14 protein-coding genes are annotated in these 15643 nt (G+C 60.1%); 6 read left to right on the forward strand and 8 right to left on the reverse strand.

Annotated features, from left to right (window positions below; translation table 11 throughout):
* Positions 1–456 precede the first annotated feature (456 nt).
* Positions 457–1902: an ATP-binding protein gene (locus tag FJ398_17810; GenBank protein ID MBM3839786.1), complete on the forward strand. Its 1446-nt coding sequence runs from the start codon at positions 457–459 to the stop codon at positions 1900–1902.
* 88 nt (positions 1903–1990) lie between these two features.
* Here FJ398_17810 and FJ398_17815 read toward each other — a convergent pair whose 3' ends face one another.
* Genes FJ398_17815 through FJ398_17830 form a run of 4 tightly spaced genes read right to left on the reverse strand, consistent with a single transcriptional unit; the run spans position 1991 to position 7231 of the window.
* Positions 1991–3067 carry an AMP-binding protein gene (locus FJ398_17815; protein MBM3839787.1) on the reverse strand — a complete coding sequence of 359 codons (1077 nt, stop codon included), beginning with the start codon at positions 3065–3067 and terminating at the stop codon, positions 1991–1993.
* 9 nt (positions 3068–3076) lie between these two features.
* Entirely contained in the window at positions 3077–4690 is a 1614-nt protein-coding gene (locus tag FJ398_17820; protein ID MBM3839788.1) for a pyrrolo-quinoline quinone, read from the reverse strand.
* 42 nt (positions 4691–4732) lie between these two features.
* The gene (locus FJ398_17825) at positions 4733–4849 is read right to left on the reverse strand and encodes a DUF4160 domain-containing protein (protein MBM3839789.1); all 117 of its coding nucleotides are present in this window, start codon (positions 4847–4849) and stop codon (positions 4733–4735) included.
* A 6-nt stretch (positions 4850–4855) separates the two neighbouring features.
* Entirely contained in the window at positions 4856–7231 is a 2376-nt protein-coding gene (locus FJ398_17830; protein MBM3839790.1) for a hypothetical protein, read from the reverse strand.
* Positions 7232–7388: 157 nt separating this feature from the next.
* Here FJ398_17830 and FJ398_17835 point away from each other — a divergent pair, with 157 nt between their 5' ends.
* The gene (locus FJ398_17835; GenBank protein ID MBM3839791.1) at positions 7389–7889 is read left to right on the forward strand and encodes a winged helix-turn-helix transcriptional regulator; all 501 of its coding nucleotides are present in this window, start codon (positions 7389–7391) and stop codon (positions 7887–7889) included.
* Here the strand turns inward: FJ398_17835 and FJ398_17840 are convergent, their stop codons facing one another.
* The 3 genes from FJ398_17840 to FJ398_17850 form a co-directional block, all read right to left on the reverse strand.
* The gene (locus tag FJ398_17840; protein MBM3839792.1) at positions 7890–8606 is read right to left on the reverse strand and encodes a DUF1080 domain-containing protein; all 717 of its coding nucleotides are present in this window, start codon (positions 8604–8606) and stop codon (positions 7890–7892) included.
* A gap of 268 nt (positions 8607–8874) precedes the next feature.
* Positions 8875–9555, reverse strand: a complete 681-nt coding sequence (locus FJ398_17845) for a DUF4956 domain-containing protein (protein MBM3839793.1) — start codon at positions 9553–9555, stop codon at positions 8875–8877.
* 249 nt (positions 9556–9804) lie between these two features.
* Positions 9805–10716, reverse strand: coding sequence for a prepilin-type N-terminal cleavage/methylation domain-containing protein (locus FJ398_17850; protein ID MBM3839794.1), 912 nt, complete (start codon positions 10714–10716; stop codon positions 9805–9807).
* A 100-nt stretch (positions 10717–10816) separates the two neighbouring features.
* Between FJ398_17850 and prmC the strand changes: the two genes are divergently transcribed.
* From prmC to FJ398_17865, 3 genes are all read left to right on the forward strand, one after another.
* A complete protein-coding gene (gene prmC / locus FJ398_17855; GenBank protein MBM3839795.1) occupies positions 10817–11719 on the forward strand; it encodes a peptide chain release factor N(5)-glutamine methyltransferase in 903 nt (300 codons plus the stop codon).
* Positions 11720–11921: 202 nt separating this feature from the next.
* Positions 11922–13181 (forward strand): UDP-N-acetylglucosamine 1-carboxyvinyltransferase, encoded by a 1260-nt coding sequence (gene murA / locus FJ398_17860; GenBank protein MBM3839796.1) that lies wholly within the window; start codon positions 11922–11924, stop codon positions 13179–13181.
* Positions 13178–13591, forward strand: coding sequence for a hypothetical protein (locus FJ398_17865; GenBank protein MBM3839797.1), 414 nt, complete (start codon positions 13178–13180; stop codon positions 13589–13591). The genes murA and FJ398_17865 overlap by 4 nt, the downstream gene beginning before the upstream one ends.
* A gap of 141 nt (positions 13592–13732) precedes the next feature.
* On the opposite strand, the gene FJ398_17870 is transcribed toward FJ398_17865, so the two are convergent.
* Positions 13733–14209 carry a GFA family protein gene (locus FJ398_17870; protein MBM3839798.1) on the reverse strand — a complete coding sequence of 159 codons (477 nt, stop codon included), beginning with the start codon at positions 14207–14209 and terminating at the stop codon, positions 13733–13735.
* Here FJ398_17870 and FJ398_17875 point away from each other — a divergent pair.
* Positions 14169–15425, forward strand: a complete 1257-nt coding sequence (locus tag FJ398_17875) for an EamA family transporter (protein ID MBM3839799.1) — start codon at positions 14169–14171, stop codon at positions 15423–15425. The two genes, FJ398_17870 and FJ398_17875, sit on opposite strands and share 41 nt — an antisense overlap.
* Positions 15426–15643 lie beyond the last annotated feature (218 nt).

Raw genomic sequence — 15643 nt, forward strand, 5'->3', positions numbered from 1 at the left:
GGCGCCTGGCCGGCTGCGGCGTTGCTCGTCGGTCACAGCCCCAAAACGGGGATGCTCCCTCCTCGCGCCTTGCATCCGGCCAGGCGGCGCTCCCGCCAAAACCGGAAGTTATTTTTGCACAGACCCTTAGCACGACAGCGTGCCCGTAGTGTCAATGTCTGCTCCTTTTCCGTTCCGTGACATCCGGCTTCGGTTCCCTCCTTCCGATGTGCAGGAAGAAATCCTCGCCCACGACCAGCGCGAAACGGCGAAGCTGGACGGTTGCACCGGAGCTACGAGCGGCAACGGGCGTTGCTGGCGGAATCCCGGGCGTCGCTCATCCACGAATGCGTCACCGGCCAGCGCGCTGTGCCCGCTTGAGTTTGAAACCGACCTTGGAAACGCACAAATAGCTTAAAATGGCATTTTAAGTAAAACATACTTGTCTTAAACTGCGTTTTTAAGAAACTTGGCGGCATGGTAGCCTCAAAAACAGAACTGCTACCGGTGCTCAGCCAATACAACCCTTGGTGGCGCGACGGGCGGGTGGGCGATTTGCCCAAGTGGCGGCGGGCGGCGTTCTCGCAGGTGCTGGAATGGATGACGAATCCGCCAGCACACCGGGCGTTGCTGTTGTCCGGCGCGCGGCAGGTGGGCAAGACGACGTTGTTGTTGCAAACAATGGAGGCGCTGATTGAGAGCGGGGTGCCGCCCACGAAGATTCTTTACGTGACGTTCGACCATCCGCTGGTGAAGCTGGCGGGGCTGGATGGCCTGCTGAATCTCTGGCGTGAGATCGAGCCGGCGCGCGACGGCATCGAGTATTTGTTTCTCGACGAGATTCAATACACCAAGGACTGGCAGACGTGGCTGAAGCATCAGGTGGATTTCCAGAAGCACCGGCGCATTGCGGTGACCAGCTCGGCCACGCCGCTGGTGACGGAAGGACAGGAGTCGGGCGTGGGCCGGTGGCACACGCTGCCGCTGGCGACGCTGTCTTTTTACGAATACCTGCAAATCAAAAAGATTGCCGCGCCGCAATTGCCGGCGGTGGAGTCACTCGACCAGTTATTTGACTGGCAGCCGGTGCAGTTCGCGCGGGTGGGCGAGGAGGCGCGGGGCTTGGTGGCGCATTTTCACGAGTATCTGTTGCGCGGCGGTTTCCCGCAGACGGCGCAGATGGAAAGCATCACGCAGGCGCAGAAGTTTCTGCGGGAGGACATAGTGGACAAGGTGCTCAAGCGGGATATGACGGCGTTGTTCGGCGTGCGGCGGGTGCTGGAACTGGAGCAGACGTTTCTTTACCTGTGCCTGCACGACGGCGGGCTGCTCGACATGACGACGTTGTGTCAGAATCTGGAGGTGAAAAAGCCGACGGCGAACAACTTCATCGCGCTGCTGGAGAACACGCATTTGATTCACCGGCTCGCGCCGTTCGGTTACGGGAAGGAAATCCTGCGGGCGCGTTACAAGGTGTATCTGGCCGACGCGGCCATTGCGCCGAGCGTGATGCTCAAGGGCAAGTCATTGCTGGAGGATGCGGCGGCGTTGGGCGTGGCCGTTGAGACGGCTTTTTTCAAGCACGTCGTCACGCGCTATTACGACCGGAGCGTGGCGTTCAATTATTGGCGCGGCAAGAAGGACCAGGAGGTGGACATCATCGCGACGATGGAGGGGCGGCTTGTGCCGTTCGAGGTGAAGTATCGTTCGCAGGCGACAGGGTTGGGAGACCTGAAAGGGATGCGGCAGTTCTGCGTGGAGCGGAAGGTGGCGCGCGGTTATGTCATCACGAAAGAAGTCACGGACTTCGGCGTGCTACCCCTAGGCGAGGCCGGCGGCGGCGCAATGGTGGTGAAGATTCCCGCGCCGCTGGCCTGCTACTGGTTGGGGCGGTCGGAAGTGGAGAACGCGGATAACCAATAGAAACAATGGAGAAGCAAAGCGCCGAACTGAAGGACAACCGCAGAAGCCATTTATTTCCAAGGGGTTGCCATTGCTCGGGCCGAACGGTTCAATACACGCCTTCGACGATCTGTTTTTCCATCGCGCCGAACGGGCGAACGTCGCCGACGCCGTCCCAGGCATAGGGTTCGCGCGGAGGGCGGCGGATCGCTTCGTCGCGTTCGAGGAAGCGCGGCATGAAGAATTCCTTCGTCAACGTCGTCAACTCGACGCGGCCCCACTCGCCGTAATTCTTAACCTGATCGGTTTGCTTCGGATCGACGACGCGCACGACGGCGCGCGGCTGCGGGGCGTAATACGTGATCGAAAAGTTGTCCTCCGGTTTCAAGGGAACACTGGCGGCCAACCCCATCAACGTGTTGCCGTAAGTCGGATAGAAGCCGATGCGGTTTTCGAGAACTTCCTCAATCAGGAAACGCACGTACTGCGGGGACATTGAGGTGCCGCCGCAGAAGACGCCGCGAATGCCGGCTTCCCAGAGGTCGGTCTTTTCTCCGAGCGCTTCGAGCAATTTGGGCGTGGTAAAAAGCCCCGTGACTTTACGGTGCTTCAGGATCGTGATCGCCTGGTCCACGACGTGTTCCATGTAAGCTTTGGCGATTTCCCCCTTCTTTTCGCTGATCACTCTTTTTACCCAGCGCGGGTCGAGATCGACGAAATAGCAGGAACTGCCGCGGAAGTTGGCCAGGTGTTCGATCGCGAGCCGGAGCCGGCGCGGTCCCGTGGGGCCGACCATCAGCCACGCGCCGCCGCGCGGGAAATGGGCGTCGGAAATCTTCGCCGAGAATTCCTCATAATCGACCTTGTAGTCGTTCCAGCCGATGCGCTGCTTGGGCATGCCGGTGGTGCCGCCGGTCTCAAAAATATTGTAAGGCCGCCCTTTGAACGCGTTGGGCACCCACACGTCGGGCTGAAGGTCGCGCAGCCACTCGTCCTGGAAATGCGGAAAGCGGAGCAGGTCGCTAAAGCCTTTCACCTCATTGGCTGGATTCCAACCAGCCTTCTTGGCCCAGTCGAGCCAGAAGGGGCATCCGGTTTCCGGTGAAAAGTGCCACTGCACGATTTCACGCGCGTGGGCGTCGAGTTTGTCTTGAGCGGCTTTGATGGCGGAGGGATCAACGGGCATACGCAAAAGCTAATTCTTCTTCTGAGGTTGGATGGGGTTGAGATTGACTTTCGGGAGATCATCTTTGCCTGCAGCGCTGCGAGCGGCGTCATAAAAGGCGTAAAGGTGGGTGTTGCAGGAGACGTAGATGGTCCCGTTGGCCACGATGGGCGTGGAATAAACCGGCGCCGGCAGATTGGTTTCGCTGAGGAGTTTCTTCTCCTTGGTTGCCGCCAGCACCGCGAAATCCCCGTCCTCGTCGCCGACATAAACTTTTCCGTCCGCGACCAGCGTCGATCCCCACATGTGCGCCTTCATATCATGCGTCCAATAGAGCTTCCCGGTTTCCGCATCGAGGCAATAGACGAAGCCGGAAAAATCGCCGACGAACAACAAGCCGGTGGCCGGATCGATCGACACCGTGGAGATGCTGCGATGAATCCCCTTGAAACTCCAGATCGCGCCGGTTTTGGTGATGTCACCCGTCTTGGTCGCGTCAATGCACACCAGATGCCCCACACCTTCGCCGTGCTCCGGATCTTGTCCGACGGCTACATAGACCCGGTTCTTATAGAACACCGGCGTGGAGTTGATTTCGCTGGGGCCGTTGGCGTCCGGATATTTGATCGGCCGGCCGTCTTTGACTTTGTATTCGGGGGGGTTGCAATCGTATTTCCACACCGTCTTCAAAAAGTAGTTTTCGCCCTCTTTGACGGGCTTGGCGTCAAACGCGTAGCAGAAGCCGTCGCCGCCGCCGAAGAAGATGAGCTCCCGGCCATTGACCAGACCGGCCGAGGCGGAACTCCACTGGCCGTGGTAAATCCTCGGCCCGATGTTTGCGTCGTCTTCGCCCGCCAATTCACCGGTCTTCTTGTTCAAGGCGATAAAACTCGGGGACTGCGGCGAGGGAATATTCGAGTGGCTCCAGTCCTGTCCGTTCGATGTGCACACATAAACCAGATCGCCCACGACGAGCGGGGAACTGTTGGAGGCGTTGTGAGGGAATACGCCCAGTTCATCCATCATGTCGTATTTCCAGATAATATCCGCGTCTTTGGGGCCGATCTTGGCCTTCTTGGGGTTGCCCGGTCCGACGAAGTATTGCGCCTCATCCTGGAAGGGGCCGTCGTTGCCATTGGCCATGCCATGGACATCCAGACATAGCACCTCGCAGCGGCTCGTGACGACATAGACCCGATCTCCCTCGACGGTCGGCGAAGAGAGCAAGCCGAGGTTTTCCCAGTCGTTGACCTTGCCCGATGCGAGTTTGGGGACAACCAACTGCCAGAGGAATTCGCCGGTCTTTTCCTCAAAGACCATCAAGATGCTGCGGTCCCCTTGATGTTGAGGATCGCGCGGCGAATCGTTGTTAGTGCCGATGAAGACCTTGCCGCCGGCGACCGTCGTGTTGCCGTAGCTCTGGGAGCCAAGCTTGGCCACATAGCGCACGTTCTTGGTGGTTTGGAGATCAATGTCCTCGGTGCCGGACTTGAACTTGCCGGCTTCAACACGATCCGGCAGGCCTTTGGCGGGCGAGTACATGTTCCGGCCCAGAGTATGGCCGCCCCATTGGGGCCAGTCTTCGGCAATTGAAATCAGGCCGCACAGCATCAATGCGGCGGTGAGGATTTGGAACTTCTTCATGAGGGGGGTGGTTTTTCGTTGAGAGTTAGAGCAGATGTTCTTTCAGAGAGCAGTTGAAGAGGCCTCGTCGTCAGCGTATTGGGCATGGAAATGCGGAGGCAGATGGTCCCGTGGATTGATGCGTATCGTGATGCCAAAGAATCTCGAAATGACCGGCATCGTGGTTCAATTCGGCGTCACGCTCACGTTGTCAATGTAAGCCCGCATGTCCTGCGGCGAGAAGCCAAACAGGCCCGGCGAACCGTTCCGATGCGCATGCGCGTGCGGCGCCTCCAGGGTCCACGCTTCCGGCTCCGGATCCCCGCGTTTCCAGGCTTTGGCGCGGACGACGCCCGAACCATCCGCCGCCACATCCACTCGCGCTTTCAACGTGTACCAGACATTGGGTTGCCAGCGGAAGTTCGACGGCGCTTCTTTGGCTGGCACGCAGAGGCGCTCTTCATTGGAGGTCACTTGCAGCTTTTGGGCGTTGCCTTGCAGCACGATCATATACCGCTGGTTGATCAGTCCAACCTCCGACATCTTCAGGACCCGGTCCCCGCGCATCCGGCCCTCGCTCATCACGTCCGCCTGGATCGTGTAATTCTTTGCCTCCGCGGCGCCGATGAAGACTGTGGCGCGCTGGAAAAACTTGTTGTCGATTGTTTTCGTCAGAGCCTTGGTGCCTTGGACGTCGCGGACTTCGAATTTGAAGCGCGCGCCGATCCACGGCAACGGTGGATAGGCGTACGGGGTTGGCTCTTCGACGGTGTTGGTGGTTTTTTCGCTAAGCACGAACGATTCAAAATCCTGTTTGATCGGCAAATACGGCAGGACTCTTCCGCGAATGTAGCCCTTCAAGTTTTCGAGCGTGGCCTCGAACGCGCCCGCCGAAGGAACGGCGTCCGTCGCCGCCACCAGCTTCCCGTCGGCATCGAACGTTCCTTTCATCGTCGAACGGACCCGCGCTGTCGGCGGAATGTAAGAGGCCCATTTGACGTGCCGGACGTCCTTGATTTCTTCGACCGGAAATCCGTTCGCGTCGAGGGAACGAACGCGAAAGGAAGCGGTCTGGCCGGGCCGCAGCAATACTTCGGATGGAATTACCTGAAGTTGGCCGGCGGGCCCGGGCGCCGGCCACTTTTCGGCGGCGAGCGCCGGCGGCAGGCCGGGATTGTTTCCCTTCTTTCCGAAACAGTAAATCTTCTTCGCCGTCTGGAGGTACACCTTTCCGTTGTAAGCCGTCGGTGTGCCGAAACAGCGTCCATCCAGAGAGAGGTGGCTCAGAATTTCTCCCCGGCTTTCGGACGGGCGAATGACATAGAGCGCGCCTTTGGTGCCGGCCTCGGTTCCGGTCTCGCTGCCGGTTTCGGTCTTGACCGCCGGGTCGTCCAGCATCGGCACGTAAAGCTTGCCGTCGGCGTAGAGCGGACAGGAATTGCGTTGTTCGATCCCGATCTTCAGCGTCCAGAAAACTTTTCCGCTGTTGACGTCGAGCGCGATCAGATCGCCCTTCTCCGCCACGACATAAATTCGGTCTCCCACCAGGATCGGCGAACTGGTCGAGGTCGAAATATCCTGGCTCCAGATTTCGACTTGGGCGCGTTCCACGACCACGGGCGCGTTTGTCGGCGAACTCGGCGCGACTTTCGGGATTCGGAACGCGACCATTTGGCCGGGTTCATAGGGCGTGCCGTAGATCGCGACGACTTTGTCGTTGTTGTGCACGAGCACGGTGGCGTTGATCCCGGCCTTGCCGAGCGGCACGCGCCAGATCGGATCCCCGGTTCGGGCATTGACGCAGACCACGCTTCCATCCCCAGCCGTCGCGATCAAAACTCGCCGGCCGTCCAGAAAAGTTAGATAAGGCGAGGAATAGGAATTGTCTTTCGGGCGGTCACCGGGACTTGAAGACCAGACGAGCTCGCCGGTATTCTTGTCAAAAGCGTAAAACCGATCTCCACCCGGACCGTGCGCGCCCCAGTTCGCGGTGATGCCCCGGGTGATCACCAGATCGCGATCGATCAACGGCGATGCTGTCCGGCCATTCGGGAACGTCAATCGCCCATAGGCCTCCATCATGGAGTGCTGCCAGAGCGGCTTTCCGTCCGGTGTGAACGCGGCCAGGATGCCTTGCGTGCCCTGCACATAGACGTTGCCCGTCTCCGGATCCACGGTCGGGCTCGAGGTCGCGTAGCGTTTGTAAATGATGTCGCTGAGGAAATCGCTGAAAAGTTGCTGCCATAGCTTCTGGCCCGTCTCCGCGTCGAAACACGCGACGCCTTCCTGGAGTTCCGGGCCGTCGCCCAGGTAACCCATCACGTAAAGCTTGTTGCCGGCGATCACCGGCGTGGAAGCGCCAGGGAAATCCGCCGCCCAGAGGGCCTGCTCCACCGCCAGTTTTTCGGGCAATCCTTTCTCGCGCGAAGTGCCGTTCTGTTCGGGACCGCGCCAGCTCAGCCAGCCGCGCACAGGCGCCGCGTTGACCGGGAGGAGGGACCCGCCGGAGTGAGCAAGGAGCCAACTGCCGACGGCGACGGCAAGCAGAGATTTAGTTTTCATGGTGACTCTTCGACAAAACGATTACACGATTACAAACGTAACGAAAAACGGGCAACATAAACCGCTCTGGTTCTTCCCTGGGAGCAGGGAGGATTCTACAGCGACAGAAATCCTGGACGAAATAATACCTACACGTATAATTTGTCAAACGGCAAAAATGCGCCCGGCAGCGACCAAATCCGATTCTCAACCGGCCCCCATCGATTCCCCCGAACGTCGCCGGTTGCCCCCGCTCATGCGGCGGGCGTGGTACGGCTTGAACCAGGCGTTTCGCCGCCGGATTGCGCACCTGGGCGTCACTCCAGACCAGTTCACCGTGATGCGCTCCCTGCTGGAAGGCGATCCCAAAGGCATGACCCAACGCCAACTCACCGTCGCCATGAGCAGCGACCCCAACACGGTCGCTTCGCTGCTGGAGCGAATGGAAAACGCCGGCTTCCTCGAGCGAAAGGAACACGAACAGGACCGGCGCGCCCATCGAATTCGGCTGCTGCCGTTAGGCCGGAAGAAATACGGAGAAGCGCGCGAGCTTGCGGTCGCTCTGCAAACGGACATTCTCTCGGCTTTGCCGGCTCAGGAACGCGAGCGCTTTCTGGAGAACCTGAGCACAGTCGCCGACGCCTGCCGCCAGGCCGCGGGATCCGGCACCCCTCCTTGATTACTCCAGCTCCTTGACTCGCGCGTTGCGAATCTGGACCTGGCTTCCGCCCCGGCTTAACTCCTGAAATCCAATGTGTCCCCTGCGCGGACGGTCCTTCAAAGGCGGCGCGTCCGACCCGTCGTGGCGCTTGGGTTTCTTGGTTTCCTGGTCCAGATCGACCTCCAGAATCACCTCGCCATTGAGCGCCACTTTCACCCAGGGCCCCTGGCAGGCGATTTCGTATTTGTTCCAGTCCAGCGGCCTGAACACCTGCTTTTGCGGCGCGACCGCCCGATACAATCCGCCGGTCAATTCTTCGGGCAGCGCCGGCTCGCCGCCGTAGTAACGCGGATCGACCATCTGCAATTCCAAACCGTCAAACGCAGGATCGCCCGCCAAGGGGAAGCGCAGCCCGCAGCCGCTGTTGCCTTGCTCGCCGAGCTTGAACTCGAATTCGAGGATGAAATCGGCGTATTCCTTTTCGCTGATCAGCCAGCTCCCCCGGGGGTCGCTTCCGTAGAGAATCCCCTTTTCCACTTTCCAAACGCCGCCGCCCGGATGCGGGTCTTTGACATCGGCCCAATTGCGGACCAACCACCCTTTAGGCACGCCGTCCTGTTGGAACAAATTCGTGAAGGACGTCTCCTTCGGAGAGTGCTGGCACCCTGCGGCCAGAAGAAGACCAAAAGTGGCGGCGACGGCGGTTCGAACGATTCTCAGAATGGGTGCAATCATCTCCCGGAATCAAACCACGGTTCCCACGCAACAGCAACCCCAAGACGACGTTTGCGGGGATCGCAACGCAAAGCGGCAGAGGACTGCTCGCACTCCAAGAGCTCCGCGTTGGCCAAGCTGCCCGACCCTGCGCCAGCTTTTGGACTGCGCCAGTCCCTCTGGCGCTTTCGACCGGCCCACGCCACGTGCTTGAGGCGTGCTTGAGCATCCAGCGAGACTCAACTGAACCGATGTAACGCCGTCACCATTTTAACGATTAACCGGCGATTCAATCCCTATCCGAACTCCGCCGGAAATCCACGCGCTGCACCGGTTCGAGCGCGTTCAGTTGCGCGACAAACGCCGCCGGGAGCACGTCCTTCTTCAGCCGCACCCGATAACTGATATCGACGGCCTCCCCTTTTTGAGCCGTGCCGACCGACAGCATTTCGTAAAACTCCAGCGCCTCGTCGAACACGCCTTGCAGAATTTCTCCCGGCCCTTCGTGCGCTTCCATGCGGATTTCCACTACGCAATCGACGTTCGACCAATCCTTGGGCGAACTTTTCGGCCGCGTCAGCGCGGCGGCAACGCCGACGACGCTGAGTCCAATCAAGGCGAGCACGAAGTAATTCGCGCCGACGGCCATGCCCACGACGACCGCAAAAATCACAAACGCGGTGTCTTGCGTGTCGCGAACCACGGTGCGGAAGCGGACGATCGAAAGCGCGCCCACCAAACTGAACGCCCGCGCCACGTTGTCGCCGATGACCTGCGTCACCATGGCGATAAGGATGGAGAGCAAAACCAGCGTGGGCGGGAACGTCGGGACCGCTTCGTGTCCGCGTGTGGCGCGATAAATGCCCGCGACCGCGACGCCGAGGAGGAACGCGCCTCCGAGCCGCCAGAAAAGCTCTCCGACGGTCGGCGTCGAAGCGGTTTGGAAAGAAGTGATAAGCCAGTCAGGCATAGCAGGGGTGGGGAACACACGCGCCCGCGCGTGTGCTCGCCGGCGCCTCGTCGACGGAACTCCATCGTCCGCACGCACGGCTTTGAAGGTCACTCCACAGTCGGGCTGCCCATGAACCCGTCTCCCGGACCGTGGCCTTTAGGCCGCTTCCACGCTCGACTCTGGAGAGTGCGCGGAAGCAGCCTAAAGGCTGCGGTCCGCACGGTTTTCGGTTCATGCCCGCGGTGCGCGCTCTGGTTCGGGGCGGTCTCATTTCAAACTGCTGGCGTGTTGCTGCAGCCAGAGCAAGTCCGGGTTATTGGGCGAGCCGGTGCTGTGTCCGTGCCAGTCCGTGGTTCGGTTGGGTTGGAAGGTGCGTGCGTCCTTCCATTGTTTCGCATCGACATGGCCGTCCGCGAACCCCATCACGCTGGCCCGATTGTGATAGCTGGCCGGGAACATAAAAAAGCTCGGCGACATCAACACCCCGAAAAACGGCCAGCAAATACTTTCGGGGTGAACATCGATGAACACGAACGTGTCGGCCGGCGATGGCGAGGTAATCTCGGACATCTTGTAAAACCTTTTGTAGTTGGAAGGCGGTTCGCCGCGCATCGCGTTTCCGCCCCGGCCCCAGCCCAAGAACCAATTCATCCCGTAGCTGCGCACCTTGGGCAAAGTCATCTGGCCAACCCGGATCGTCTTGCGATCTGTCGGACACTTGTAAACGCCCACGTCCTTCAAATAGGGCGCAAACAGTGCGAACCGCGGGTCCGTCAGCAAAAGCCGGTTGGTCGAATCCTGCGGGTAGGCGTTGTGATTGTACCAACCTTGAATCCAGAGCGGGGTGGAAGCGCTGCCGCCGCCGCCGATGTAGCCGTTGTGGGCGAGGTTGTCGTTGTTGTCCCCCGCATACATCACCCAGGCCAACGCCAGTTGTTTCTGGTTGCTGGCGCACTTGACGCGGCGCCCTTGTTCCTGCGCGCGGGTCAAGGTCGGCAAGAGGAGGCTGGCCAGAATGGCGATGATCGCGATAACCACCAGAAGCTCGATCAAGGTAAATCCGGCCGGGCTTCTCGGCGTTGTGGATTTCATAGCGAGTGCGATGTCGTGGGAACATATACACGCCCGTCCGGAAAAGGACACAAAATTGTCGGGGTTGCGCTGACTTGAAAATCGCATCCCGTTTCGATTCAATTCCCCAACCTCTCCGTGGTCTCCGTTGCCTCCCGTTAAGAAACGGAAGGAACCCTCCTACGACGAATGCCTCCCCGGAATTAGGATGGCGCGAGCGCCATTTTGCGGTATTGGTGAAGCCGTGACCGTTTTGGAAGTCATTCAGCGCAGCACGGATTTTTTGGCCAAGAAAGGCGTGGATTCGCCCCGGCTCCAGATCGAATTGCTCCTGGCGCACGCGTTGAAAATCCCGCGCCTGAACCTATACTTGAATTTCGCGCGGCCACTGTCGGAAACCGAAATCGATGCCGTCCGCCAGATGGTCAAACGCCGTGGCCATCGCGAGCCCCTCCAGCACATCACCGGCTCCACTTCCTTTTGCGGTCTGGAACTGAAGGTCACCCCGGCGGTGCTCGTGCCGCGCCCGGAGACAGAACTTCTGGCCGAGCGCGCCTGGAAGTTTTTGAACGAGCGGGCGGGCCAATCCGGCCCGGTCACGGCTCTCGATTTCGGCACGGGCAGCGGTTGCCTGGCCGTGGCCCTGGCTGTGAACGCGCCGGCCGTTCGCTTCCGGGCGGTCGATGTTTCCGAAGCCGCGCTGGAAGTGGCGCGCGAAAATGCGGCAGCTCATCACCTCTCGGATCGCATTCAGTTTGGGTGCGGCAATGGGTTCGACGCTTTGCCCGGCGGAGCTCGATTCGATTTGATCGTGTCGAACCCGCCGTACATTCCTTCGCGCGAGATCGAAACGCTCCAACCGGAAGTGCGCGACTTCGATCCGCGCCTGGCTCTGGATGGCGGTGAGGACGGCCTGGGCTTCTACCGCGCATTGGCTTCCAAGGCCAAGAGTTTCCTTCGCCCGGAGGGCAAACTCATGCTCGAATTCGGCGACGGGCAGGAAGAAAGGATCCGGACCTTGTTTGAGGATCATACCTGGACCATTGAGTCAGTCGAATGCGACCACAGCGGCCGTCCGCGAATAATCGTGGCGCGGCCAAGCGGATTTTGAGGATGGTTTTTCCTTTTGACCACGAATAACACGGATGAACACGGATGCCGAAAAGCAGCAGACACGAATTTCACAAATTTCCACGAAGGGGAACGCGATCAAATTAGTTCGCGGGAATTTGTGCAATTCGTGTCTCTCGAATCCGTGTTCATCCGTGTCCATCCGTGGTTTGAACTCTTTCGCACGAACCTGACACGAAACCATGGACAGCTTGTTAATCAAAGGAGGCGTGCCGCTGCGCGGAGAGGTCACCGTCAGCGGCGCCAAGAACGCCGTGCTGCCGATCATGGCGGCGACCTTGCTCACGCCGGAGCTTTGCACCATCCGCCGCGTCCCGAATCTCAGCGACGTGAAGTTCATGGGCGATATTCTGGCCTCCCTGGGCGCGGAGGTGAAGTTCTCCGGGAACGCCCTCTCTATCCGCGCGGAGAAGGTCAAGGGCGTGGGCGATTACGATCTGGTGCGCAAAATGCGCGGATCGATCTGCATTCTCGGACCGCTTCTGGCTCGTTTGCACAAAGCGAAAGTCTCGTTGCCGGGCGGCTGCGTGATTGGGACAAGGCCCATTGACCTGCACTTGAAAGGCCTGCAAGGCCTGGGCGCGCGAATCTCGATTGCCGATGGCTACGTCACGGCTGCCGCGCCAAAACTTCTGGGCGGCGATTTGTTTCTCGGCGGCCGGGCCGGGCCGACCGTGCTGGGCACCGCGAACGTGATGATGGCCGCCGTCCTGGCCGAGGGCGTCACCATTCTTGAAAGCGCCGCGTGCGAACCGGAAGTCGTGGACCTGGCGAACTTCTTGAATGCGATGGGGGCCAGAATCGCCGGCGCCGGCAGTCCCACCATCACCGTCACCGGCGTCAAAGCCTTGCACGGCGCGGATCACGAAGTGATCCCGGATCGAATCGAGTCCGCCACCTTTGCGATCGCGGCCGCGGCCACGAACGGCGAAGTCACGATCCATGGCGCGCGGGCCGACCACATGCACGCCGTGCTGGACAAGCTTCGCGAAGCCGGCGTGAAAATCGAGCGCAACGGCCCGTCCTTCACCGTGCGGCGCGGGGGACGGCTCAAACCGGTCGATATCACCACGCTGCCCTACGCCGGCTTTCCGACCGACGTCCAGGCGCAAATGATGGCGCTCATGACCTTGACCCCGGGAATCAGCATCATTACCGAGCGCATCTTTGAGGCGCGATTCATGCACGTGAGCGAACTCGCGAGGCTCGGAGCAGACATTGCGATTGAAGGGCCGAGTGCGATAGTAAAAGGCGGCAAACCGCTGAGCGGCGCGCCCGTGATGGCGAGCGACCTGCGCGCTTCGGCGGCCTTGGTGATCGCGGGTCTGACCGCCCGCGGCAGCACGCTGGTGAAAAGAATTTACCATCTGGACCGGGGTTACGAGAATATCGACGCCAAGCTCCGGGGCTTGGGCGCCAGGATCGAACGAGTGGAAGAATGATCAAATACCTCATCGGCGCTCTCATCGTGCTGGCCGTCTTCGGCTTGCTGAAGAAGGTGCTGACGACTTATCAAACGATCGAGAGGCGCGGATCGGCTTCCGAAGTCGCGCCTTCGCAACCGGCCAATCCTTCTCCGAGCGCCAACTTGACCGGCCTTCCGCCTTTGCTGGAGTCGGCGCTGCAAGCGGCGCAAAGGCAGGGCGCCAATGGCTTGCGCGATTTCCTCAACCGGTATCGGTTCAGCATTCAAGACCCCAAGCTCGCGGCTATCGAACTTGACTACGTGGTTCTGGTCAGCTTGCAAGACCCCGCCGAAGCCAAACGCGTGTTCAAAGCCGTCCAGGCGCGCACACCCACCTGGTCTCCCATCTACCAACGGATCAAAAGCCTGGAGAAGAATTATCGGTAAGCCCCTCGGAGCGCCGAACTCCGATGGCCAAGCCATCGGCCTTTACGACTTGCTCATTGCTGGGCAAGTCGTCGCCAGCGCCCGCAGTGCGGCGACTGCAACTGATGATTTCCTGAATTCTTACGTCCATTTACAACCTCGTCAGCTTTCCGCCTTTCCGAGCGCGGCGTTCAGGCGTTTGAAACTGGCTTTGGGCCAGAGCTTGCTCGTTTTGTAGTAATTTCGGAATGCCGGCGTTCCTTTCGGCAGCTTGAGCCACTTCACCTTCCAGCGGGTGAAGATGTGCGCGTCCGGCTTCAGTGCGCCCGGCTTGTCGAGCGTGCCGACGCGCACAAATCGGACATTGGGCCTGTGCCCGTAGTCGCTCCAGAGGGCGGTCTGACATTTGGGGCAGCGGTAGATATCGTGCGGTCCGTACTCACGCGGCACCGGCACGGCCACCGGCTGGCCGCGCAGGAGCTTGATCGCTTGGGTCTCGATGATCGCGTTGAGCACGAACGCGCTGCCGGTCAACCGCTGGCAGTCGGCGCAATGACAGCAGTTAATGAACATCGGCTGGGTTAGGAGTTGGTAGCGGATGGAGCCGCAGGCGCAGCGGCCAGAAAGTTTCTTTGCCATAGTGACGGTCAGCAAAACACGAAAGCGCGCGCAGGGAAAGCCGAGGTTATCCACTCGAAGAGAACCCTGCGGCCGGAGTTGCCGAAATTGTCTCCGGTACCGGGCGCTGCCCAAAGGGGCATCGCGCTTCGCTTGCCGGCACAGTCCAAGAAACCACCAACAACTTGGGGGACACTGCCTCTTTCCTCTCCCGCCGAATAATCTTTGCCGCGGTCGCGCGTCCGTTAGTATGAGCGTCTATTCTGTGCACGGAACGAAAGACAAACAGCCTCCCCGGTCGCTGATCATCGCCGCGTTTGCGGCGGTCTATATTATTTGGGGAGCAACGTATCTGGCGATCCGATATGCCGTGGAAACGATCCCGCCGTTCCTCATGGGCGGCACACGCTTTCTTCTGGCCGGAGCCATTTTTTACGTGTGGCTGCGTCTGAGCGGAACGCCCAGACCGGAAGCGATCCACTGGAAGAACGCCGCGATTGCCGGCGCGTTGCTGCTGGGAATCGGCAACGGCGGTCTCAACTGGGCCGAGCAAAGAGTGTCTTCCAGCGTCGCGGCCTTGCTCATCGCGGTGACGCCGCTGTGGTTTGCGCTGTTGGAATGGTTGCGCCCCAAAGGCACGCGTCCGTGCGCGCAGACGCTGCTCGGAATTTTGGTCGGGTTTTTCGGCATGGTCCTGCTCGTGGGCGGCCGCTCCGGAACCCACCACGGAGCGATCGATCCGGCCGGCGTGGGCGCGTTGATGTTGGCCAGCCTCTTTTGGGCCGGCGGCTCGCTTTACGTGCGCTACACGCCGAAACCGGATTCGGCGCTCATGGGCGTCGCGTTGCAGATGATCATGGGGGGAGCTTTGCTCACGGTGATGGGTTTCTTCGCGGGAGAAATGGGGCGGTTCCATATTACAGAGATTTCGGCGCGCTCGGCGGCCGGGTATCTGTTTCTGGTTTTCATCGGCTCGATGCTGGGATTCACGTCGTATAGCTGGTTGTTGAAAGTCAGCACCCCGGCGCGGCTCTCGACGTATGCCTACGTCAACCCGGTCGTGGCGGTTTTCCTGGGATGGTCCATTGGTGGGGAGCAATTGACGCCCAGAATGCTCGTGGCCGCGGCGGTCGTCATTCTGGGCGTGATCATTATCACCACTCCAGGCATCTTCCCAGCGAAGCCGGCTTCTGGTGCGGTGAACGGAAAAGGCGCCGTGCTTCCCGAATGCCAGTGATTAACAGAAAAAAGGCGGCTCCAAAGAGCCGCCGGACCGCCAGATAGTCACAAATAGGACATCCCGTTCTATCTAATCGGCATTCTCGCGAATAACTTTAGTCCAGATTTAGGCGCCATCACGAAAGCGCCTCAGCGAAATCCGGCCCCTTTTGAAGTCCATGGTCAGAATTCGATTTCTCAGGAAGTCCAGACCAAGCAATCCATCGATGGCCATAT

This window comes from Verrucomicrobiota bacterium (assembly GCA_016871535.1).
GTDB lineage: Bacteria > Verrucomicrobiota > Verrucomicrobiia > Limisphaerales > SIBE01 > VHCZ01.